We start from the raw sequence: 21,566 nt of genomic DNA, 5'->3' as shown, positions 1-21,566 counted from the left end.
TGCAGCCGGGGATGGTTCCTCCGTACTCAGTCGTCCCGAGGCAAGGTCGCGATGGACAGGAGGCCGGATGACAACGGAACCGGTGGGGACAGTTGATCTGGCGGCAATGGGGGAGGACTTCGTCCGCAATCCGTATGAGGTGTACGCGCGGCTGCGCAAGCAGGGCCCGGTGCACCGCGTACGTCTCCAGGAGGGCACAGTCGTCTGGCTGATCGTCGGCTACGACGAGGTGCGCGCGGCTCTCAGCGATCCTCGTTTGTCGAAGGAGTGGCGGCACGCCTCGTCCGCGCAGCCGATGCAGCCGGTGTCCAGCGGTGTGTCGATGCTCCGCTCCAATGCACCGCAACACACCCGGCTGCGCGGACTGGTCTCCCGCGCCTTTACCGTGCGCCGGGTGGCGTCCCTGGCGTCGCGCGTCCAGGAGTTATCCGATGAGCTCCTGGACGCGATGCTCGCCGCCCCCGAAGGCCGCGCCGACCTCGTCGAGGCGCTGTCCTTCCCCCTGCCGATCACCGTCATCTGCGAGCTCTTGGGCGTGCCCTTCCTGGAGCGGGATGCCTTCCGTACCTGGACCGACATCCTGATGGTTGGCGCCGCGACGCCGGAAACCGGAGAAGCCCTGGCGGCCATGACCGGCTATCTCGACGGGCTGGTGAAGACGAAGCGCGCCCGCCCTGGCGGCGACCTGCTGAGCGATCTGATCGCGGTGAGCGACGAGGAAGGTGACCGGCTCAGCAAGGACGAACTCCTGGGAATGGCCCAGTTGTTGCTGATTGCCGGCTACGAGACTACGGGCAATCTCATCTCCAACGGTGTCCTGGCGCTGCTCTCCCACCCTGATCAACTCGCCGCGCTGCGCGCCGATCTGTCCCTCATCGACAACGCGGTCGAGGAGATGCTGCGCTACGACGGGCCGCTGGAGACGTCCACCTTCCGTTTCACCATCGAATCAACCGAGATCGCGGGCACGGTGATACCCGGTGGCGGCGAGGTCGTGCTCCCCGTGATCGCCGACTCGGGACGTGACCCGGTTCGATTCGACGATCCCGACCGCTTCGACATCACCCGCGACGCCCGTGGCCATGTGGCCTTCGGCCATGGCATCCACTTCTGCCTTGGTGCCCCGCTCGCACGGCTGGAGACGCGGATTGCGGTGCGCACGCTCCTGGAGCGCTGCCCGAAACTGGAGTTGGACGCCCACCCGGCCGACCTGCGCTGGCGGTTGGGCGCGCTGCTCCGCGGTCCGCGGCATCTCCCGGTCCGCTGGTCGTGAAGATCATTGAATTCGACTCCGGCCATACGAGCGCCAAGTACGAGGCGAGCGGCACGACCAAGGCCCCGATGCTCTGGACGTACATCGGTGATCCCGACGACGGAAAGCGCTGCATCCTGACGAAGGTGACCGCCCGGTGAGCGCTGGAGGGCCCCGTCGGGAGCCTCCAGCGCTCACACAAGCCGGACGTGAGGCCGCAGGTCATCTCCTGGGCTCTCACGGGGAAGAGGGTGCACCGCAAGCGGCCATTGGCGGTTACGCGTGCGTCGGTGGTGGTGATTGCTCCGCGGCCGCGATGGTTGACACGGTGGAGCGGCGGCGGTTCGCGAGGCGCCGGGGGCGCGGCAGGCACGCACGGGGTCGGCATGGGCGGCCCATGGGGACCTTCCGCACCCCCTCCGGGGCGGTCAGCCGCGTCCGGTGAAGTTCTGCCCGACCCCGAGACCCCGCAGGTTGGCGAGGACCTGAGGGTCTTGCGCGTCGAGCCAGTCGCACAGCTGCCGGAAGGAGACCATCCGGACGTCCTTGTGCTTGTCGTCGGCGATGTGCTTGATCGCCTCCTCGACGGCGTCCATGTAGATGCCGCCGTTCCACTGCTCGAAGTGGTTGCCGACGAAGAAGGGGGCCCGGTTCGTCTCGTACGCCCGCTGGAAGCCGGCGATGTAGGCGTCGGTGGCCTGCTTGCGCCAGGCCGGGTAGTTGGCCGACGGGCCCTTGGTGGAGCCCGTGCCCTGGTTGGCCATGATGTTGTAGTCCATCGAGAGGACAGGGAAGGAGTGACCGGGAAACGGCATTCCCTGGAGCGGAAAATCCCATAGGCCCTGCTTCTTGGTGGGCCAGACCTGGAGGCCGCCGGGTGAGCTGGCATCGTACCGCCAGCCGCGCTTGCGGGCCGTGGGCAGCAGGTTGGCCTGGCCGAGCAGGCACGGCGTGCGGCCGCCGACGAGTTCCTTGCTGTAGTCGAAGGGCAGCGGTTCGAGGTCGGTGAAGCCGGTGTTCGTACGCCACTTGGTGACGAAGGACATGGCCTGCTCGATCTCGGACTCCCACTGGGCGGGGGTCCAGTGCGCCACCGAGCCCGGGCCGTTGCCGCCGAAGTGGCCGTTGAAGTGGGTTCCTATCTCGTGGCCCTCCAGCCAGGCGGCACGCACGTTCTTCAGCGTCGCCTTGATGTTCTCGTCTTTGAGGTAGCCGATCGCGGAGGCGCCGACGGGGTTGTTCGGCGGCCGGTACAGGCGCTTCTTCGACTCGGGCAGCAGATACAGCCCGGAGAGGAAGAAGGTCATCGAGGCATTGTGGTCGCGGGCGATCTTGCGGAACCGCGGGAAGAGGCCGTTGCCTATCTCGGCCGCGCCGTCCCAGGAGAAGACCACGAACTGGGGCGGCTTCTGGCCGGGCTCCAGCTTCTCCGGCTTGGGCGGCTGCTTCGGCTGCTTGCCGGTGTAGGCGGTCGAGCCGTCGCCTATCGGCTTCGCCCTCGACTGCGTCGTCCCACCGGGCTTGGCCCCGACCTTGCCGGATCCTGACGACCCGGAGGAGGAGCAGCCGGCGACGGACAGCGCCGCCGCCGCTCCTACCCCGAGTCCGAGCATGCCCCGCCGGCTGATTTCGCGCATAACGGTACCCATCGCATTCATTCCGCTGGAAGTCCTCATGTCCGGATGCCTGGAATCCGGACGTGCTGTTCACCGGATTCGTTGAATCCGGCCTGTTCAAGGGGGAATCGCCTTCGGCTTGACGCGGTCGGCAGCTCCCACCGCACCTCGTGCTTGGCGCCGAATGGGGAGAAGGTCTTTGCGGCCACCGCCGGGATGGCCGTCAGTCCCAAGTGAGCCGAACATCGGGGTGGCCGGGGCCGATCCGGTGACGCACCAGCCCCGGAACGGCCCCGCGGCCCGAGGGGGCGGGCGTCAGCCCAGCGACCCGGCCTTCACCGTGGTCACGGTGAAGATGCCGCCGCACACCCGCAGCCCGCCGCTGCTGGTGGTCATGGACTCCTTGGAGCCGGGCGGGTAGACGGAGACGTTCTGCGAGTTCTTCCAGCACGGGGTGTCCGAGACTCCGTCGTTGACCGTGTGGAGCACGGCGTGGGCGCTCCGTCCGGGCTGCAGCCGTACGCTGCCGCCGGCGCCGCCCTCGCGGCCGGCGGGCTTGCCGATGGCCGACCCGTCGCGCTGGGTCAGCGAGACGCCCGGGAAACCGCGCAGCGAACACGCCTTCTTGCCCTTGTTGGTGAAGATCAGCGGGACGCGGATATTGCCCGCGCCGATGTCGGTGCGCCCCAGCCGCAGAGACATGTCAGTGGTGGTGCAGCGGTCCGACGCCGCCATCGCCGAGGCGTTGGCCTGGCCGGCGTTGGCGGTGCCGGCGCTGTTTCCGGAAGGCTTGGCCGGGTGGGACTGCTGGGCCGTGTTCGGCTGGGACTGCGCGGCGGCGTCGGCCGACGAGGGGCGGGACGAGGCATCCGTGCCGCTCTGGCAGGCGGTGAGCGTCAGCGCCGTAAGGGCGATCAGCGATCCGGCGACGACACGGCGGCCACGGCCGACGGTCTTGATGGTGAGCGACATGAGTCCGCCTCGTGCGTAGGTGCTTCGTAAAAGTGGGTGCGTACGGTCCGTCCGTTGCGCTTCCAGCGTGCTGCCGTCCGCTGCCGGTCAGCTAACGAGGCACTAACGCACCGCTAATGAGGGCACGCGAGCCCGTATGACACTGCCCGGTGCCTGTACGACCAGCCCACCCGCACAGCCCGAAGCCACCTACTGTTCCTTGCTCCGTGATCCGGAGCGGACTGGTCCGACCACCGCACAACAACTGGACACTCTGCTTGCTGCGTTGGCGCTGGCACGGGCCGAGCGGCAGCAGCCGAATGTGGCGCACCACTCAAGTGGTGCGCGAGCCTTTGAGAGGCCTGGACAAGGAACAAGGCCCAGGTCGCTGACCTGGGCCTCAACTATGGAGCGGGTGACGGGAACGATCGTCCGGGTGGTCACGATGGGGCAGGAGCGTTCTGGCCCATGGGGGAGGGCGGAGTCAGGGTGGGTGAGCTTCCCACGGCGACCTACTGGGCGGGACGGTGGATGGCGATGAGGGCGGCGTCGTCGTCGAGGCGTCCGCCGGCGTGGTGGAGGAGATCGCGCCGGAGGTGGTGCAGGAGTGCCTCTGGGGAGGTGTCGGTCCACTGGGCGGCTCGTTCCGCGAAGGGGTAGAAGTTTCCGTCTTGGTCGCGTGCTTCGATGACGCCGTCGGTGTAGAGGAGGAGGGTGTCGCCGGCCTCGAAGGTGACCATGTCGACGGTGTAGTCCGGCGGCCCTGTGCTGCCGACCCCCAGTGGGGGCGCGGGGTGCAGGCTCGTCGCGGTGACGGTGTGGGCGGGGTTGAGCAGGAGCGGCGCGGGGTGTCCGCAGCTGGTCATGTGGGTGATGTGTCCGTCGTCGGGGATCTCCAGCAGCAGGGTGGTGACGAATCGCTCTCCGGCCTCCTCCTTCGGCTCGAAGTCGGCCTGGTAGCGGGTGACGCTCTGTTCCAGGGCGGCGGCCAGGGCGGGCAGGGTGGTGTGCTGGTGGGCGGCCTCGCGGAAGGCTCCGAGCAGAAGGGCGGCTTCTCCGATGGCGGCCAGGCCCTTGCCCCGCACGTCGCCGATCATCACCCGAGTCCCGTCGTCGATACGGGTGGCCGCGTACAGGTCGCCGCCGATCTGTGCCTCGTCCTCGGCGGCCAGGTACAGGGAGGCGATCCGCAGCGGCCCGATCCGGGCAGGGAGCGGCCACAGCAGGACGTGCTGCGCTGCTTCGGCCACCGACCGCACCTGGGCCAGCTCCCGTCTGCGCCGGTCGCGCAGGACGCAGTAGAAGACGACCAGGGCGGAGAGCACGGCGAGGGCGACGATCTGCACCATCACGTTCCGCGAGGCCAGTACACCGAAGTACAGGCCGATGTATGCCTGGGCCGCCACGGCCAGCAGGCCGATCACCGCGGTCCCCAGGGGGCCGGCGAAGGAGGCAGTGATCGCGGGCGCGATCACCAGCAGCGGTCCCAGGTGCACGTCCTCCGGCACCAGGATGTCCACAATCGTGATCACGATGATGAGCACCACAGGAATCGCCAGCAGCGCATGACCCGGCCGCCATGGCTCCCGCAGACCCGTATAGCGCTCCCTGAGGCCCACGTCTTCCACAGTGCACCGCCCACGGGCGGCGGACGAGTCGACCGGGTGCCGTCCACTGGCACGGCTCCGGCAGTGGCAGCGACCGCGCCCTGCTCGGTGCCCGCCCTCGATGCTGATGTGGGCCCATCGAACGCGATGCCCGGGTCATGCTGGTGGTTCCTGTCCCTCACCACCCGCCGCTCTGATGCGTACGCGCCGATCGGTGCCGGCCGTACGCAGAGCCGATGCACACCGCCACCGGGTCGTACAGGGCCGTGCCCGCGGTTAGCGTGATGACGTGGCACGGATTGTGATCGTCGAGGACGACGACGCCATCGGCGCCAGACTCGCGGCGACGCTGCGCGTCCTGGGCCACGACTGCGACTGGTGCCCCGATGGCGCTGCGGCGCTGGCCCGTGCCGGGCGAGGGCCGGCCGAGCTGGTGCTGCTGGATCTCGGGTTGCCGGACACGGACGGGTTCGAGCCGTGCCGGAGCCTGCGGGAGCGTCTGCCGGGGCCGTGATCGTGGTGCTGACGGCGCGTACCGGTGAGATGGACGTGATCCAGGGTTTGGAGTCGGGCGCCGACGACTATCTGACCAAGCCGTTCCGGCTCGCCGAGTTGCAGGCGCGGATCGCCGCCCATCTGCGGCGTGCCGAGCCGGGCCGCGAAGGCGGCCCCGGCCGGATCCGGCACGGCTCCCTGGTGATCGACCGCACGGCTCGGCGCTGTCTCACCCCGGCGGGCGAGGTGGAGCTGCGGCCCAAGGAGTTCGACCTCCTGGTCCGGCTGGCCGCGTCCGCGGGCCGTGCGGTGAGCCGGGAGGATCTCCACCGCCACGAGCGTCACCCGGGCAACTACCTGGCCTTTCTCGGGCTGGCGGCGCCCCCTGCTGCTACAAACGCTTCCGCAACCTCACCAAGTAGGGCACGCTCCTACGAGCCTTGCTCTGCGAGTGTGACCTCCTTCCGGCCGGTCCGTGCCGCCTCTCGGAGCTTTTCCAGCACGCCGTGCCGCCGGACCGCGTGCCGGAAGTCGGGAACGCCGTCCGTGTCCGGCGCAAGGCTCCCGGTGATCTGGCCGCGCAGAAGCGCGTACTTATGGGCGACGTTGTAGGCGGGCTCTGCGGACCGCTCGGTCCATTGCGTCAGCGACCGCTGGTAGCGGGCGGGAACCGGAAGTTCGGCCAAGACGCCGTCGTTGCCTCGGGCGCCGTACAACCGCAGCCGCCCCCACCACCACTGAGCCTGGCCGGCCTTGACGACGAGATCGCCCTCCGTGCCGTTGATCTCCCAGTGAAACCCGGTGGCGCGGGACGCACCGCCACGGAAGTGCAAAGCGGCCACGGCCCCCGATTCGAGCAGACCGGTGACGGCGATCTGGTCCTCGGCACTCTTGGCCGCGACCGCCCCGCTCGTCACGTGGCGGCCCGTCCGGCGACCGCCTCGATGCTCAGGCCCGCGTAACCGACGTCAGCAGCCAGATCGAGGGTTACCTGCAGCAGCTCTTCAGTGCGCGCGGCGCCTCGGCGCCTCGGCGTGGCGGGCGAGTCGGTCATGCCGCCACCCTATCGGCACGAGGCGTGCCGTTGGCAATCCCGAGGGCTGCGCGCAGTATTCAGTCTCGATCGGCACGGCGCGTGCCGATGTTGGGTCCGGTGGTACGTCGCCGCCCACGCGCCCAAGATCCAACACATCAGATCCTCAAAGGGAGGTCTGCCATGAGCAGCACCGAAAGAAGCAGCACGCACGAGGGATTCACGGCCGAGGAGCGGGCCGCGATGAAGGACCACGCCCAAGAGCTGAAGAAGTCCGCCCGCCGCAGCTCGCGCGCGGACAAGGCGGCGGAGGCGGAGCAGGACGTGCTCGCGAAGATCGCCGAGATGCAGGACTCGGACCGGATCATGGCCGAGCGCGTCCATGCCGTCATCACGGCCAACGCCCCGGCCCTCGCACCGAAGCTCTGGTACGGAATGCCCGCCTACGCGCTGGACGGCAAAGTCGTCTGCTTCTTCCAGAGCGCGGCGAAGTTCAAGGCGCGCTACGCAACGCTCGGGTTCAGCGACCAGGCGAAGCTGGACGAGGGCACGATGTGGGCAGCCGGTTTCGCCCTGACCGAGGTGACGACCGAAGTGGAGGCGCGGATCGCTGCGCTCGTGAAGCAGGCTGTGAGCTGAGCCGCGCCCGGTAACGGGCCGGTGCCTGCGGCATCTTTACGCGCTCGACGGCCTGGCGCTACTCGTACAGCATCTGCTGCGTTTCTTCACTGAGGGCGTCGAGGCGCCAGGCTGAGCGCAGCAGTTGGGGAATCCCGCCAACTGGGCGGTGACTCTTCGATCACCAGATCATTGTTCTGGCCATGCTCAGCAGGGGGGATCTCACGGACAATGAGTGGGCGGTGCTGGAACCACTGTTGCCCACGAGCAACAACCGGTATGCAGCAGTTCCCGCAACGGTCGGGACATGGGAGGTCTGTCGTCGGCCATGCGGCATCCCTATCAGTAGTCACTGACAGGCCCCTCCTGCTTGAGGTGGCCCGCAGGGGAGCGGGCAGGGCCGGCGTGTCGGCCGAGGTTGGCACCGTGGTGACGGCCAACCTCCTTGTCCGCATGATGATCACGGGTTAAGGTCCCCGGGCACGTATCGGGGGATCATGGCAGGCGGGGGACATGGCAGACGATATCGACGCGCCCGCGAAGGGCGCGGGCGCGTGGGGGCAGGCCGTCGCGGCCGTGGCGCTGGTAGCGGCACTCAGTGTCGGTCTGTGGACTTTCAGGGAAACGTCGTCCTCGGACAGTGACCCGCCGCCTGCCACGTGCTCGGGCGGCGAGCCCGAGAAGGCGCCGGGGGAGCCCGGGAAGGCGCCTCGGCGCGTCTCCGGGGCGCAACTCTGCGAGGCGCTGAACCGTCCCGACCTCGCTGAACTGCTGGGCACGCCGGGGGAGACCGCGAAGACCGCCGGCGGCAGCGGCGGCTCCGTCAAGTTTGGCAATGGCAAGGAGATTGCCACTCCCTCGGCCCGGGTCGAGTTCGGGACCTACACCGTGGATCTGACGGCCACCTACGACCGTCTTCCGGTGGCCGGATCCGCCGCGCTTCTGGGGGACGGCGCGCGGCAGCGGAAGGTTCTGGGCCGCCCGGCCGTCTTCTACTCGGACCACACCATCAGCATCAGCTTCCGCCTCGACGGGAGGGACACCGACAGCGGTCCCGGCGTTCCGGCCCGCGCCCTCACCGTGGCCCGGGACACAAAGGACAGCGGCGGCTCCTTCGAGGTGACCCTGTGGCGCGCGGACGGCGGGGTGCCGGACGACGCGGTGCTGCTCCGCGTCGCCGAGAAGGTGCTGCCGACGGTCCCGGGGTGGGCTGCCGACGATTGATGTCCTCTGGCAGCCCCCCGGCATCGGGCGCTCCCACTGGGGTCAGGCCACGTTGCCGGTTCGGCACCGCGCTGCTGGTCGCTTTCCGTGATGCGCGCGGTGCACTCGTCCGAGGCCGACCGGCGAAGCGCATCATGACGATGGTGGTCGGCCGCGGCGGGCGCATCGGCTCGGCACCCGGCACCGCCCCGAGCCCGGCGGCTGTCTCGTCATCGGCGACCAGGCAGGGCAGGCAGCAGTGGCACATCAAGGTGTGGGTGCCGGCGATGCGGCCTCCCATGCAAACCCGTCCGGGTCGGTGAAAGGCCCGGCATCGCCGCCGATCATGAGCCGGTGCGATCCGGTGCCGTCGGGAGAGACGCCGGCGTCCTTGGCAAGGGCACGGCGCCTGTACACCGCCAGCTTGACGGGACTCGACCCAGCAGCGAACTCGACGTACATGCGGCCGAAGCTCTTCGCCACGGCAAGGCCTTGGTCGACGTAGAACCGCTTGCTCGCGGCCACGTCCGCGACTCCCAGCAGGAGCACGATCTCGTCGATCTGCCGGGTGGCAGGGCCGGTGTCCTTCTTCGCCGAGGTCGCGACCTTCCAGATCGTCCCGTCCGGGGCTTGTACGACACCGCCGTAGCCCCAGAGCGACTTCGCGGCAGGCTTCAGCGGCGTGGCGCCGGCGTCGAGGGCGGCGTCGATGAGGCTGTTGACGGTGGCCGGCTGGGACACCGTGAGCGCCAGGGTGAACCCACGGAAGCCGGTTGTGGGTGCCTGGGAGGCCCGCAGGCGTATCTGCGTGTCCAAACCGAAGGCGGCGGTGTAGAAGCGGTTGGCGGCCGTGGGGTCGGCCACGTCGAGGGTGACGGATTCGATGGATGCCATGGCCATCACGCTAGTTGCGGCTCGGCGACCGGCGCTTCTTGATTCCTGACCGGTCTTGTCACCTGTTTTGCCACACACGGCGGCATCCCCGCAGCAGCGCCCGCCCCGCGCCGCCGGTAGGCGCTGGGCGGCATGCCGACCAGCTCGGTGAAGCGGGTGCTGAAGGTGCCCAGCGATGAGCAGCCGACCGCGAAGCAGACCTCGGTGACGCTGAGGTCGCCGCGACGCAGCAGCGCCGTCGCGCGCTCGATGCGACGCGTCATCAGGTACGCGTACGGCGACTCGCCGTAGGCCAGCCGGAACTGGCGGCTGAGGTGCCCGGCCGACATGTTCACGCCGCGGGCGAGGGCCTCGACGTTCAGGGGCTGCGCGTACTCCCGGTCGATCCGGTCGCGGACGCGGCGCAGTCGCGCGAGGTCGCTCAGGCGCTGCGCCGCGGTGCGTGCGCGCCCCCACGAGGGGTGACACATGAGAGAACTCCTTTTCATCGATGTCCGCGAGCACCTGGGCTGCATGCCGAGGTAGGCGGCGAGGTGCTCGATGGCGATGACCGGCTTGCCGGAGTCGACAAGCCGGTCGAGCGGGTCGAGCAGGCCGAGCAACTGCTCGGCGGCGGAGGGATGGAGGCCGGTGGTCGGCTCGGCGAGGATGTGGACGCCGCCCTTGTGGGCGGCCGGCGTGCGCGCCTCGGCCTCGGCGGCCGACATCGCGAGCATCTCAGCGATGGTGCGGCCGCCGAGGGGTGGTCGAGGGCAGCGGCCTGGAAGCGCCGGCCGCCATATTCTTCGCAGGTGGTCGCGGTGCCGGCCATCATGGCCGGATCGATGACCGGACGACTCAGCGAAGCTCCTGGATGCGGACCAGGTTGCCCGCGGGGTCGCGGAAGGCGCAGTCGCGGATGCCGTACGGCTGCTCGGTCGGCTCCTGGACGACCTCGGCGTCGCCGGCCTGCACCTTCTCGAAAGTGCCGTCGAGGTCCCTGGTGGCCAGCAGGATCCAGCCGTAGGTGCCCTTGGCCATCATCTCGGCGATGGTGCGGCGCTCGTCCTCGGTGACCCCGGGGTCGGCGGCCGGCGGTGCCAGGAGGATGGACGTGCCGGGCTGGCCGACGGGGCCGACCGTGATCCAGCGCATCGTGCCCTGTCCGACGTCGCTGCGGACCTCGAAGCCAAGGGTGTCGCGGTAGAAAGCCAGGGACGCGTCCGGGTCATCATGCGGGAGGAAGCTCGTGTGAATGGTGATGTCCATGACGATCAGGCTATGTGCGGCTCCGTGACCCGCGCTTCTTGAATCCTGATCGATCTGGCCACCTGTTTCGCCGGACGCGGTCGCATCCCCGCCGTCGCGCGCACGGCCTGGCGCCGCGTCGCCCAGGATCTCCTCAACCGTCTCCCAGGTGATCACAAGCCGGGACGGCGCCTCCTCCTCAGCCACCAGTCGCCGGTTCAGCTCCGCGTTCTGCTCCCGGGTGCGCTCCACCCGCTCCCGGGCCGTAGCCTTCCGGTGGGACAGCTCCTCCCACAACGAGCCCATCGCGACCGTCTCCACCCCTGACGGTAGAAGACGGCCCCCGAATGCAACAGGCTGATCCAGATCAGCCCAGCTCGCTTGCCCCCGCAGAGGGGCTACACCCATCCCGGTTCGATTCCGGATCTGTGACCCGACCAACTGCACTCCTGCCGGGTGGATGATCGGGCGGGGGATGTTCGCCGCCGCCCGCACCGATTGCGAGTCCACGATCGCGGCCGTCGGGTCCGGTGAGCGGCCTTCCTGCTCCCGGACCTTGCCACGTGGCCGGTCGTGGAGCTCGGCGAGCAGGCCCGTCACCTGCCTGCGGCGGGCGAAGGCATGCACGCGCCGATACGGCGGGAAGTCCGCGGGCAGGTTGGCCCACTTGACTCCGTTGTCCACGACATGGCGGACCGCGCCGAGCATGACGCGGTGGGCACGCTCACGCAAGACTTCAGCAACAGGGCCTCCTTGGCGCTCGATTGGCTTCGCAACCCCGAGCTGCCAAAGGGCCCTGTCCTCACGCCCCGGCCCCCGCACGATCACCCGATCCATAACCCTGTTGGATCAGACAACTCCGCCGACCGGTAAGTGGAAGGCTTTTCAGAGGACGGCACCGGCTTTGACCACGTGCCGGAGGTGGCGCTCGGGACGGGTGAGGACGGCCAGGTCCGCCAGCGGGTCGCCGTCCACGACGAGCAGGTCGGCGTGCGCGCCCGGCGCGAGGGTGCCGATCTCGCCCTCCATCCGCAGCAGGCGGGCCGCCGTGCTGGTGGCGGAGCGGATCACGTCCGCGGCGGGCTGGACCTCGGCGCGCAGCGTGAACTCCTCCAGCTGGGCCGAGTGCAGTGGCCCGAGCAGGTCACTGCCGTAGACCAGGTTGACGCCTGCCTGGTGGGCCTTCTCCAGGGCGGCCAGCCCGTGGTCGCGGACCTCGGTGAGCTTGCCGTAGGACGACTCCGGCAGGCCGGACTGCCGGCCGAGCTCCGCCGTCCGCTCGTAGGCGACCAGGGTGGGCACGAGGAAGGCGTTCTGCTCCAGGAGCAGGGCGATGGTCGCGTCGTCGATCAGGTTGCCGTGTTCGACGCAGCGCACGCCGGCCCGCAGGGCCCGATCGATGGCGCGCGGGTGGTAGGCGTGCACGGTGACGTACCGGTTGTGGTTCTCCGCCTCCTCCACGGCGGCGCGGATCTCCTCCTCGCTGTACTGGACGGCTGCGATCTCGTCGTGCGGCGAAGCCACCCCGCCGGAGAGCAGCACCTTCAGATGGGAGGCGCCCTTGCGGAACTCGTCCCGGGCCGCCGCGCGGACGGCGTCGACGCCGTCCGCGATCCGGGCGAAGTGGGGACGGCTCTCGCAGCAGGGCACCGAGTCGTCCCCGAGCGGGCGCAGGTCGCCGTGGCCCCCGGTCTGGGAGAGCGCCTTTCCGCCGTGGACGAGCCGGGGGCCGAGCGCCAGCCCTTCGGCCAGGGCACGGGCCATGCCGTGGTCGGCGCCGCCGACGTCGCGGACGGTGGTGAAGCCGCGGCGCAGCATCCGTTCGGCCTCCGCCAGGGCCCTGACGGCCAGGTATCCAGGGGTCCAGGAGGCGACGGCGGGCAGGTCGAGGGAGGTGACCAGCAGGTGGACGTGGGCGTCGATCAGGCCGGGCAGCACAGTGGCGCCGGCGGCGTTGAGCACCCGCACGTCCTGCCCGGCGCCGGGCGGGCGGCCGGTGCCGGTGGCGGCGATCCGGCCGTCGGCGACCTCGATCCAGGCAGGGTCGGTACGGGTGCCGGTCTCGGGGTGGAGCAAGTGGGCGTCGGTGATCAGCAGTCGGCTCATGGTGGTGGTCCTCTCGCGACCTCGTTTTAATACGACCTGTATTGAATACACCATGTATCGTGATGCTGTGAATTCCTCCCCGGTCGAATCCGCCGCGCCCCGGCCTCCGCGGCGCCGCGTCCACACCAGAGCCCGCATCCTGTCGGCGGCGGGCGAGCTGTTCCTGTCCGCGGGGTACGCGCGGACGAGCATCGAGGACATCTGCACCGCTGCCGGCTACACCCGTGGGGCCTTCTACTCGAACTTCGCCACCAAGGAAGACCTGCTGCTGGCGCTCTTCGACGAGCAGGCGGCCGGGCGCATGGCCGAGCTGGAGCGGCTGGCCGCCGCGGCCGAACAACTGGGACCCGAGGAACGGGCGCGGCGGCTGGTCGAGGCGCTGCTGCGGGTCGAGGCCGCCGAAACCGGGTGGATTCTGCTCTTCCTGGAGTTCCGCCTGCTGGCTGCGCGTACGTCCGAGCTAGCTGAGCGGGTCGCCGCGCACGACCGCACGGTGACGGCGGCGGTGGCGGCCCTGCTGGAGCGGGTCCTGCCGGAGCTGGTACCGCCCGGGGCCGCTGCCGAGCAGGCCGCCGAGGTGCTCTTGGCCGCACGTGAGGGCCTACTCGCCCGTACGGCCGCGGGCGGCCCGGCTGCCGAGCAACTGTTGGCCGCGGCGACGGCAGTGCTGGCCGGGCTTCTGGGCTGACGCAGCGGAAGGGGCGGCACCCGCCACGTACGGGTGCCGCCCCTTCGCCCAATCCAGGACCCTGATCGACCGGACAACTCCGCTGACCGGTAAGCGGAAGGCTTCTGAGTGGCGCGTCATCGTCAGAGTGCTTGGGTGGGTGAACGTGTTCGCGTGCGCGAGATCGATGACAACGAGGGACACCGCCTGCTGCGGATCATCCGCAGGGGTGCCGGGGCGGTGGTGAGCTGGCGACGGGCCCGGATGGTGTTCCTGTCCGCCCAGGGCGTGACCATGGGGAAGGCCGCGGAGGTGACTTTCGCCGGCACGGACCGGGTCCGGGACGTCCCCCACAACTTCGACGCCAACGGTTCGACTCACTCTCCCCGAGGTACAGGGGCGGGCGGCTGAAGACCTTCGCCCTTGCGGAACGCCGGGAGATCAAGAAGATCGCCAAATCCAACCGGCCGAGCACGATGTGCCGTTCTCGACCTGGAGCCTGGCCAAGCCGGCCGACTCCCTGGTGGCCGAGGGAGTGGTCGACGACAGCGGCCACGAGGGCCTGCGCATCCTGCTCGGCAAGGAAGGCATCTCTTTTCAACGCGTGAAGATCTGGAAGACGTCCCGCGACCCCGACTGCGCCACGAAGAAGGCCCGTGTCGAGCACCTGTACGCGATAGCCGACGGTGAGGTCATTCCCGAGGACGACGGACCCGAAGTCATCTTCTGCATGGACGAGTTCGGCCCGCTCGACCTCCAACCCCACCCGGGGCGGCAGTGGGTCGAACGTGGAGGTACGTACAAGGACCCGGACCGCGCCCCGAGACCCCGCAGGCGGGCGACCTGCACCCGACCGGACGGGGTCCGGCGCTTGTTCGCCGCCTACGACCTGGGCAAGGACCGGCTTTACGGGCACATCAAGCAGACCAAGAACCGCTCGAAGTTCCTGGAGTTCTGTCGCTACCTGCGTTCGCTGCACCAGCCGATGTGCGCATCGCGATCGTCTGCGACAACTACTCCCCACACCTGACCACGAAACGGTGTCGGCGGGTGGCGGACCGGGCCGAGGTCAACAACGTGGCGATCGCCTGCACCCCGACCAACAGCTCGTGGCTGAACCGCATCGAGGCCCAGTCCACCGCCCTGCGCTACTTCGCCCTCGACGGCACGGACCACGCCGGCCGGCGAATGTTGCCTGATCCGACCCGCGCTAGCTTGCTAGGATGCTAGCATCGCCTCTGTGAGTGACGAAGAGGTCAAGCAGTTCAACGTGTACTTGCCGGTCGGGCTGATCAAGCAGGTCAAATATCACGCCATCGAGTCGGGTTCGTCCCTCTCGGCGTTGGTCGCAGCCGCTCTGCGTGCCTACCTCGACGACACCCATGGGCAGCGACAGCAATCGTCCGAGAAGGAGAACTGACATGGCGACCGAAGGCATCGAGGCCGTGTTCCTGGAGACCCACAACTGGGGCAAGGCGGCGAAGTTCTTCCAGGCACTGGGCTTCGAATTGGAGTTCTCGACCGACCACAACTCCGGCCGACTCCGCAATGGCGACGGTCCCTACGTGTTCATCGCCGAGGTCCCCGAGGACCGGGAGCCCCAGACGCAGATCGTGCTGAAGGTGACCGATGCGGAGACGTTCCGTCCCGATCCTGCTGTCGAGGTGGTCACGCCGTTCGAGGACACCCATTACGGGACCACGGAGATGACTGTCCGTGACCCCGACGGGCGTCTGTGGAGCCTCCAGGCTCCGTCCAAGAACTGACCGTCAGGAGAGGGAACACCATGGCAGACGAGCAGAACTACGTACCTGACAGCACCGCGGTGCGGGTCGCCCTCTGGCGGGCGATGCATGTGCAGGCCGACCCGCCGCCGCACGTCCTCGAGGACGAGATCGGACTGAAGCTGGCGGCCCCTGATGAGGGATGGCGGCGCCGCCCGGACATGGACCTGCGCAGCACCAGCGGATTCCGGGCGGCCATTGTGGCCCGCGCTCGTTTCATTGAGGACCTGGTTGCCGAGCAGGCCGGCCACGGCATCACCCAGTACGTCGTCCTGGGGGCCGGACTCGACACCTTTGCCCAGCGCGGGCCGGAGATCGCCTCCCGCCTACGGGTCTTCGAGATCGACCAGCCGGGCACCCAAGCCTGGAAGCGCCAACGCCTGATCGAGCTCGGCTACGGGATTCCCGACTGGCTGCGACTGGTGCCGGTCGACTTCGAGGCGGGCGGGGACTGGTGGGAGCAGCTGTCCGACGCCGGCTTCGATCCCGGCCGGCCGGCGGTCGTCGTTTCCACCGGCGTCACCATGTACCTCACCAAAGACGTCACCGCGGCGACCCTGCGCCGGCTCGCCGGGCTCGCCCCCGGCTCGACGCTCGCCATGACGTTCATGCTGCCGACCGAGCTCATCGATGAAGCGGATCGCCCCGCGCTTGAGGCGACCAAGCCACAGGCGAAAGCAGCCGGAACGCCGTTCATCAGCTTCTACACCCCGCAGGAGATGGTGGCACTGGCCCGCGACGCCGGCTTCAAAGACGCCCAACACGTGTCGGGAAGTGTGCTCGCCGAACGCTACTTCGCCGATCGGAACGACGGCCTTCGCCCGTCAAGCGGAGAGGACCTACTGGTGGCCACCACCTGACGCTCTTCGGCCACCACATGCTCCGAAAACGAAGGTGGGGGACATGGCTGCCGGCACAGGGAGAGGGTCGGTCAGTCGGCTCGGAGCCCCTACCCGGAGTAGGGCAAACGTTGGCTGATGCGGCACCAGCTGGGGGGTGGCGCGGGGGCGCTCAGCAAGCGTCGGTGTGGCTGGGAATTCTGTCGTCGGGTATTGCCGTGCCGGCATTCTTCGGCATCAGCGACATCGGACAGCTCCGGAGAGCGGTCAACCCGCCCGATTCCTCGGCATCCAGCCTGCGCGACCCGTGTCGAGCGCTGAGCGGGTCGGTTGCCGGCCAGCTTGGCTTGAAGCAGCCAACGCAATGAGGAGGAGGGGCGCTCCAGCTACTTGTGAGCTGTTGCGACCGTGGCGCCTTCCGGGCTTCAGTGCGTATACGGACACCCTTCGTCCCAGCCCCAGCCCCCGCTTCTGTTCCGGGGACGCGACGACGATCGACCATCCTGGCGAACGGGCGCCCGTGTGAGGGTCCATCTGGGCGTGTCAGTACGGTCAGCCACCCTCTTGGAAGCATTCGGTGGTGCAGTCGCTTGGCGCATGGCCGCCAACAGCGCGCTGGTGAGACGCCATGAGGGCTGGGCGAGGATCGCGGTGGCCCGGCAGCGGGTCTGCCGGGCCACCACCCGGTCAGCGAGTATCGGTGCGCTTTTCGAGGCGGGTGCCGTGACGAAGGGTGATCGACATCAGGTCGCTCGGGGCGTTCAGTTCCAGGCGGTGCCAGCGGCCGCGGGGAACGATCACGGCGGTGCCTGCCTCCAACTGCACCAAATCCTCGGTGCCTCCGGGTGTGGTGGGGCGGAAGTAGAGGCGGACACCGCCGGTCAGGCAGCACACCGCCTCCTCGGCCTCTGGGTGCATCTCCCAGTAGTCGGCGTGGACGTCGGCGTCGGTCTCGACGCGGAAGGTCGAGATCTGCCAGGTACCGGAATTGCTGCTCGTCATCTGCCGTTCGGCGGCTCGGACGTCGCCGTCGGGGTGGAAATGCAGCGCTGAGGCGAACAGGTCGATGGGTGTCGTCGTCATGACGGCGTTCCTTCCAGTCGATTCTCTGTGGAGGCGGCAGGTTGCGGGACAGGTGTGGCGGCCTGGCGTCGGGGCAACACGCCGATCGCCACGACCGCCGCGAGAACGAAGAGGGCGGCGGCGACGGCCAGGCCCAGGGTGTAGCCGTCGTTGAGCGCGGCGGGGTCGGTGGCCGTTCCGGTGCGGTGTGCGGCGATGGTGACCAGGGCGGCCAGGCCGATGCAGCCGCCGAGTTGGCGGGAGCTGTTCATGAGGCCGGAGGCCATGCCGGCCTCGCGGGGGGCGACGCCGGTGGTCGCGGCGGCGACGATCGGGGCTATGACCAGTCCGACGCCGACGCCGGTGATGATGCAGGGGCCGAGCACGTCGGTGAGGAAGCCGCCATCGGGACTGATGAAGGCGAACCAGGCCAGGCCCGCGGCGGCCAGCAGGGCGCCGGGCACCAGCGACGCACGGGGGGTGCGTGTCGCGGTGACGCGGGTCGCGACGAGGGTGCCCGCGACCAGGCTCACGGAGAAGGGCAGGAACGCGGCGCCGGTCGCTGCGGCGCCCATGCCCAGGACCTGCTGCATGTACAGGGACACGAAGTAGAACGCCGCGAACTGCCCGGCCGTGGAAAAGAACACCAGCACATTGGCGCCGGCGACCCAGCGGCTGCGCAGCAGGCCGAGGCGCAGCAGCGGTGCCGGGGCCCTGGATTCGGCGAAGGCAAAGGCGGCCAGCAGCGTGGCCGCGGTAGCGACGGTCGCCCACGTGGCCGGAGAGCTCCACCCTCGGGCGTCGGTGCGGACGACACCGAACACCAGTAGCCCGACTCCGCCGGTCGCCAGAACAGCGCCGAGCGCGTCCAGCCTCTCGCGCGGGGCGGGCCGTGCTCCAGCGGGTACGCCTGCGGGAATCAGCGCGAGAGCCGCCGCCACGATGGGCAGGTTGATCAGCATCACCCAGCGCCAACCCGCGTACTCAGTCAGCAGCCCGCCCGCCAGCACGCCCAGCGCTCCGCCTGCGGCGTTCACCGCGCTCCACACCCCGAGCGCGCGGACGCGCCGGAGGCCTTCGGTGAAGGTAGTGGTGAGCATCGCCAGCGCGGCTGGGGCGGCCGCTGCGGCACCCAGGCCCTGCCCGGCGCGGGCGGTGATCAGTTGCCAGGGCGTCTGTGCCAGCCCGCCCGCCAGCGAGCACAACCCAAAAACGGTCAAGCCCAGTACGAGCAGCCGGCGTTGGCCGTACAGGTCGCAAGCGCGGCCCCCCAGCAGCAGAAACCCGCCGAACGTGAGCGCGTAGACGTGCACGACCCACGACAGGTCGAGCGGCGCGAATCCCAGCGCGGTGCGGATCGCGGGCAGTGCGACGTTGACCACCGACATGTCCAGGGCGACGACGAACTGGGCGACGGCCGCCGCCAGCACCACCCCAGGGCGCCCTCGTGAATTTTTATACACGTAAAGAAACTAGCCTCAGAGGAACGCCGTTGTCGACACCTGGGGGATGATGGGGGCATGCCGCAACCTTCCACACCGCGCAAAACCCTCGGCCGACCTCCCCGCATCTCCCGCGAGGAGGTCGTCGAGACGGCCCGCCGGATCGTGGCGGAGGAAGGCGTGGACCGGCTGACCATGCGGCGGCTGGCCACGGAGATCGGCAGTACGCCGATGGCGCTCTATCACCACGTCCGCAACAAGGAAGAACTGCTCGTCCTGCTGCTGGACGACTACGCCGCGCGGACGCTGCGCCGACCCGAACTACCCGCCCACCCTCGCGAGCGGATTGTCGTCGCCGCCGCCGCGATCCACGAGGCCCTCGCCGCCTGCCCCTGGATCGTGGAGGTGCTGACCGCGGACGACCTGATGTCCACGTCCGCACTGTGGTTTGTCGAGCAGATCGTCGACGGCCTGGTCGAATGCGGCCTGCCCCCCGAGCGGGCCGTGCACGGTTACCGTGCGATCTGGTACTACACCGCCGGAGAGATCGTGGTCCGGGCGACAGCGGCCCGGAGGCGCACAGACGATGACCGTGCGACCTACCGGGAGCAAGTCTTCGCCGATCTCGATCCGGACGAGCTTCCCCGCCTGGCGCAGGTCGCGGACAGCTGGGCGCCCCTGACCGCCGAGGACACCTACCTGGACGGGCTCCGGGCCTTGGTGGACGGCCTGGCTCGCGGCCGACTCCGCTGCTGAGCTCCTCGAAGCCGAGAAGGCCGGCCCGCGCCTTGTCCGGGCCACCGTAGGGACGATCCGGAACTCCGGTCACGAGCGGGCCGGGCCCTCATCACACCGACTGTCCGCCGGCTCGCCGGCGAGCAGATCAAGCACGCGACCGCCTTCCTCCGCCGGCTTGCCGAACGGGACAGCACACTCGCCACCTGCGGCCAAGCCGACATCGACGCCTGGTATGCCGAAAACAGCGAGCACGCCCGCACCTGCCTGCGGGCCTTCCTCAACTGGTCCATGCAGACCCGGCTCAGCCGCCGTCTGGTCATCCCCGCCGTCTGGTCATCCCCGCCGTGCAGATCTCCCGAAGAACGAGATCGGCGCCCCGACGGCCGCCTCCCGCGGCGCCGCCATCCGTCAGCAAGTTCTGGAGATGCCCGCCCCGGTCGTCGCCGACGCCCTCGGCTACCACCACGTCACGGCCACCAGGCCGGCGACCCAAGGGGGGCTGCCTGGAGCCGATATGCCGCCGGCGACAATGAGCGGTGACGCCGGAGGCCCCGTTCATTTCCGGCGAATGAGCTGGATCTGCTCCACGGGCGGCAGGACGATCGGCGTGTCATCGGTCCACCAGGCACGTTCGAGCGAGTCGAGCATCCCGTCCTTCATCAACACCAGGGACTCACCGACGGCTTCACCAGCCGTGTTCAAGGCGACGGCGTCGACGGGGACGAATCCGCCCTCCTATGGAAGCGGGGGAGTGACCCCCACACGCGTCAAAGGGGCAACGGGATGATCTTGAAGCGCTGGAGGGACCGGCCCGTCACCCGCTCCCGCGCGCTCCTCGTCGCGGAACAGCGGCCCCAGCTCGTCCCGCACCCGGATCACCGGACTCCCCTTCGGGACGCAGCCCGCGCCCCCGCGCCGTCTCCGCCGGAATCTCCGCCGGCCCGCCCGGCTGCATCGACACCCGCACCCGCCCCATACGACAACGTCGGCCTTCAAGACCACAACCGGGCCTTGAAGGCCGACGTCACGCAAGGCCCGAATTAATCAACCAACATCGTCAGGGGCTTGAAGTCGCCCGGGCCCCAGGCGTCTCCCGCTCAGTGACTCTCGCCCGGCCCCATCCGGAAGACGGCAATCTCCGTCTTGCCGCAGTGGAACTGGCCGTCGCCCATGGGCTCCAGGGCGACCGCGAGCCAGCGGCCGTCGTTCGGTGACCAGGCGAGTTCGTCGATGAACGTCCTGAACTGATGGCCCAGGATGATCTTCTTGTCGGCCATCCGCCAGATGCACAACTCGTGCGGCCGGTTCTCGCCGAACTCCAGATAGCTCAGCTTCCGGCTGAAGCTGCCGATCGCCAGGTAACTCCCGTCCGGGTTGGAGGCGAGCTCGAACAACCGCTCCGATGCGTCCATGACCTTGTCGACCACCTCGCCCTTCGCCGGGTCGACCACGTACAGGTTCTCCTGCGCGCCGAGGAACAGCCGAGAGGAGTTGCCGGAGAAGGCGTGGCACTGGATCGGGTCCCAGCCACCGGCATGGGACAGCTGCCGGTAGGGCGCACGCTCCTCCCCGTGCAGGTCGAAACCGCCCTCGCCCGCGTCGTTCGGGCTGATCCGGTACGCGCCGTCGACCGAGCGCAGGTGCCCGCGCTGGAAGGGCACCTCTACCTTCGTGCCCTGGTCCACGTCATAGGCCCACTGCGATTCCTCCTCGGGCTCGTCCCCGATGCTGTAGCTCTTGACCACGAGGACGTGCCCGCCGGGCACCCACATCATCAGCGGCACGATCCAGTCACCGGCGTGGGTGTGCACGGTCTCGCTCCAGTCTGCGGTGTCGTACACCCACACCCGCCCCTGGTCGCTGCACACCGCCAGGTACTTGCCGTCGTCCGAGAACTCCATACGCTCGACGCAGTCGTACTCGACGCTGCCCGTCGTCGTCTCGAACGGCCTTAGAACTCCTAACGAAATGATCTTCGAGGTGGTTGGATCACTCCGGGACCGTTGATCCGGGGGTGTGGGGTGGCTCGGCC

Annotated in this window: 23 protein-coding genes and 2 pseudogenes; 11 read left to right on the top strand and 14 right to left on the bottom strand. The window is 69.2% G+C overall.

The genetic code is table 11. From position 1 onward, the window contains the following. Nucleotides 1-67: 67 nt before the first annotated feature. Complete coding sequence (locus DY245_RS32475; protein WP_128510770.1) at nucleotides 68-1,273, top strand: cytochrome P450 family protein; 1,206 nt, start codon at nucleotides 68-70, stop codon at nucleotides 1,271-1,273. Beyond that, on the top strand, nucleotides 1,270-1,413 hold the full coding sequence (locus DY245_RS44860) for a hypothetical protein (protein ID WP_181923977.1): 144 nt from the start codon (nucleotides 1,270-1,272) through the stop codon (nucleotides 1,411-1,413). The genes DY245_RS32475 and DY245_RS44860 overlap by 4 nt, the downstream gene beginning before the upstream one ends. Before the next feature lie 267 nt (nucleotides 1,414-1,680). Here the strand turns inward: DY245_RS44860 and DY245_RS32470 are convergent, their stop codons facing one another. The 3 genes from DY245_RS32470 to DY245_RS32460 all read right to left on the bottom strand — a co-directional run bounded on the left by DY245_RS32470 (nucleotide 1,681) and on the right by DY245_RS32460 (nucleotide 5,438). Further along, nucleotides 1,681-2,889 (bottom strand): polysaccharide deacetylase family protein, encoded by a 1,209-nt coding sequence (locus DY245_RS32470; protein WP_181923976.1) that lies wholly within the window; start codon nucleotides 2,887-2,889, stop codon nucleotides 1,681-1,683. 294 nt (nucleotides 2,890-3,183) lie between these two features. After that, nucleotides 3,184-3,840, bottom strand: coding sequence for a DUF4232 domain-containing protein (locus DY245_RS32465; protein WP_128510768.1), 657 nt, complete (start codon nucleotides 3,838-3,840; stop codon nucleotides 3,184-3,186). Between the two features lie 491 nt (nucleotides 3,841-4,331). Continuing rightward, nucleotides 4,332-5,438, bottom strand: coding sequence for a PP2C family protein-serine/threonine phosphatase (locus tag DY245_RS32460; protein WP_244943409.1), 1,107 nt, complete (start codon nucleotides 5,436-5,438; stop codon nucleotides 4,332-4,334). 277 nt (nucleotides 5,439-5,715) lie between these two features. On the opposite strand from DY245_RS32460, the gene DY245_RS32455 reads away from it, so the two are divergent. After that, nucleotides 5,716-5,940: a response regulator gene (locus DY245_RS32455; RefSeq protein ID WP_128510767.1), complete on the top strand. Its 225-nt coding sequence runs from the start codon at nucleotides 5,716-5,718 to the stop codon at nucleotides 5,938-5,940. A 412-nt stretch (nucleotides 5,941-6,352) separates the two neighbouring features. Here the strand turns inward: DY245_RS32455 and DY245_RS44855 are convergent, their stop codons facing one another. Continuing rightward, nucleotides 6,353-6,838 (bottom strand): hypothetical protein, encoded by a 486-nt coding sequence (locus tag DY245_RS44855; RefSeq protein WP_181923975.1) that lies wholly within the window; start codon nucleotides 6,836-6,838, stop codon nucleotides 6,353-6,355. Then, on the bottom strand, nucleotides 6,835-6,975 hold the full coding sequence (locus DY245_RS32445) for a hypothetical protein (RefSeq protein WP_244943408.1): 141 nt from the start codon (nucleotides 6,973-6,975) through the stop codon (nucleotides 6,835-6,837). The genes DY245_RS44855 and DY245_RS32445 overlap by 4 nt, the downstream gene beginning before the upstream one ends. Nucleotides 6,976-7,137: 162 nt before the next feature. Here DY245_RS32445 and DY245_RS32440 point away from each other — a divergent pair, with 162 nt between their 5' ends. Together DY245_RS32440 and DY245_RS32435 are read left to right on the top strand one after the other, a co-directional pair. Then, nucleotides 7,138-7,593, top strand: coding sequence for an iron chaperone (locus DY245_RS32440; RefSeq protein WP_128510765.1), 456 nt, complete (start codon nucleotides 7,138-7,140; stop codon nucleotides 7,591-7,593). Between the two features lie 492 nt (nucleotides 7,594-8,085). Next, the gene (locus DY245_RS32435) at nucleotides 8,086-8,796 is read left to right on the top strand and encodes a DUF6215 domain-containing protein (RefSeq protein WP_128510764.1); all 711 of its coding nucleotides are present in this window, start codon (nucleotides 8,086-8,088) and stop codon (nucleotides 8,794-8,796) included. A gap of 246 nt (nucleotides 8,797-9,042) precedes the next feature. Here DY245_RS32435 and DY245_RS32430 read toward each other — a convergent pair whose 3' ends face one another. The 5 genes and pseudogenes from DY245_RS32430 to DY245_RS32415 all read right to left on the bottom strand — a co-directional run bounded on the left by DY245_RS32430 (nucleotide 9,043) and on the right by DY245_RS32415 (nucleotide 13,002). After that, a complete protein-coding gene (locus tag DY245_RS32430; RefSeq protein WP_128510763.1) occupies nucleotides 9,043-9,669 on the bottom strand; it encodes a VOC family protein in 627 nt (208 codons plus the stop codon). A 5-nt stretch (nucleotides 9,670-9,674) separates the two neighbouring features. Then, nucleotides 9,675-10,139 carry a helix-turn-helix transcriptional regulator gene (locus DY245_RS32425; protein WP_128510802.1) on the bottom strand — a complete coding sequence of 155 codons (465 nt, stop codon included), beginning with the start codon at nucleotides 10,137-10,139 and terminating at the stop codon, nucleotides 9,675-9,677. 367 nt (nucleotides 10,140-10,506) lie between these two features. Next, a complete protein-coding gene (locus DY245_RS44850) occupies nucleotides 10,507-10,917 on the bottom strand; it encodes a VOC family protein (protein ID WP_181923982.1) in 411 nt (136 codons plus the stop codon). 612 nt (nucleotides 10,918-11,529) lie between these two features. After that, nucleotides 11,530-11,604, bottom strand: a pseudogene (locus DY245_RS48500) (hypothetical protein); the annotation flags it as partial. 177 nt (nucleotides 11,605-11,781) lie between these two features. Beyond that, entirely contained in the window at nucleotides 11,782-13,002 is a 1,221-nt protein-coding gene (locus DY245_RS32415; RefSeq protein ID WP_128510761.1) for a metal-dependent hydrolase family protein, read from the bottom strand. A 67-nt stretch (nucleotides 13,003-13,069) separates the two neighbouring features. On the opposite strand from DY245_RS32415, the gene DY245_RS32410 reads away from it, so the two are divergent. From DY245_RS32410 to DY245_RS32380, 5 genes and pseudogenes are all read left to right on the top strand, one after another. After that, the gene (locus DY245_RS32410; protein ID WP_181923974.1) at nucleotides 13,070-13,690 is read left to right on the top strand and encodes a TetR/AcrR family transcriptional regulator; all 621 of its coding nucleotides are present in this window, start codon (nucleotides 13,070-13,072) and stop codon (nucleotides 13,688-13,690) included. A gap of 135 nt (nucleotides 13,691-13,825) precedes the next feature. Continuing rightward, nucleotides 13,826-14,857, top strand: a pseudogene (locus DY245_RS48015) (IS630 family transposase); the annotation flags it as partial. A 52-nt stretch (nucleotides 14,858-14,909) separates the two neighbouring features. Further along, nucleotides 14,910-15,089, top strand: coding sequence for a ribbon-helix-helix domain-containing protein (locus DY245_RS32390; protein ID WP_128510758.1), 180 nt, complete (start codon nucleotides 14,910-14,912; stop codon nucleotides 15,087-15,089). Between the two features lies 1 nt (nucleotide 15,090). Beyond that, nucleotides 15,091-15,435, top strand: a complete 345-nt coding sequence (locus DY245_RS32385) for a VOC family protein (RefSeq protein ID WP_128510757.1) — start codon at nucleotides 15,091-15,093, stop codon at nucleotides 15,433-15,435. Between the two features lie 20 nt (nucleotides 15,436-15,455). Continuing rightward, nucleotides 15,456-16,313: a class I SAM-dependent methyltransferase gene (locus DY245_RS32380; RefSeq protein WP_128510756.1), complete on the top strand. Its 858-nt coding sequence runs from the start codon at nucleotides 15,456-15,458 to the stop codon at nucleotides 16,311-16,313. 666 nt (nucleotides 16,314-16,979) lie between these two features. On the opposite strand, the gene DY245_RS32375 is transcribed toward DY245_RS32380, so the two are convergent. Further along, nucleotides 16,980-17,375 (bottom strand): cupin domain-containing protein, encoded by a 396-nt coding sequence (locus DY245_RS32375; RefSeq protein ID WP_128510755.1) that lies wholly within the window; start codon nucleotides 17,373-17,375, stop codon nucleotides 16,980-16,982. After that, nucleotides 17,372-18,787 (bottom strand): MFS transporter, encoded by a 1,416-nt coding sequence (locus DY245_RS32370; RefSeq protein WP_128510754.1) that lies wholly within the window; start codon nucleotides 18,785-18,787, stop codon nucleotides 17,372-17,374. Before DY245_RS32370 ends, DY245_RS32375 begins: the two co-directional genes overlap by 4 nt. Nucleotides 18,788-18,874: 87 nt before the next feature. Between DY245_RS32370 and DY245_RS32365 the strand changes: the two genes are divergently transcribed. Then, a complete protein-coding gene (locus DY245_RS32365) occupies nucleotides 18,875-19,552 on the top strand; it encodes a TetR/AcrR family transcriptional regulator (RefSeq protein ID WP_128510753.1) in 678 nt (225 codons plus the stop codon). A gap of 537 nt (nucleotides 19,553-20,089) precedes the next feature. Here DY245_RS32365 and DY245_RS44845 read toward each other — a convergent pair. Further along, nucleotides 20,090-20,236 (bottom strand): hypothetical protein, encoded by a 147-nt coding sequence (locus DY245_RS44845; protein WP_181923973.1) that lies wholly within the window; start codon nucleotides 20,234-20,236, stop codon nucleotides 20,090-20,092. A gap of 395 nt (nucleotides 20,237-20,631) precedes the next feature. After that, complete coding sequence (locus DY245_RS32355) at nucleotides 20,632-21,435, bottom strand: WD40 repeat domain-containing protein (protein WP_128510752.1); 804 nt, start codon at nucleotides 21,433-21,435, stop codon at nucleotides 20,632-20,634. Nucleotides 21,436-21,566 lie beyond the last annotated feature (131 nt).

Origin of the sequence: Streptomyces inhibens, assembly GCF_003389455.1 — a bacterium.
Lineage (GTDB): Bacteria > Actinomycetota > Actinomycetes > Streptomycetales > Streptomycetaceae > Streptomyces > Streptomyces inhibens.
The sequence above is the reverse complement of the archived record's forward strand: the minus strand, read 5'-3'. Positions and strand labels throughout refer to the sequence as shown.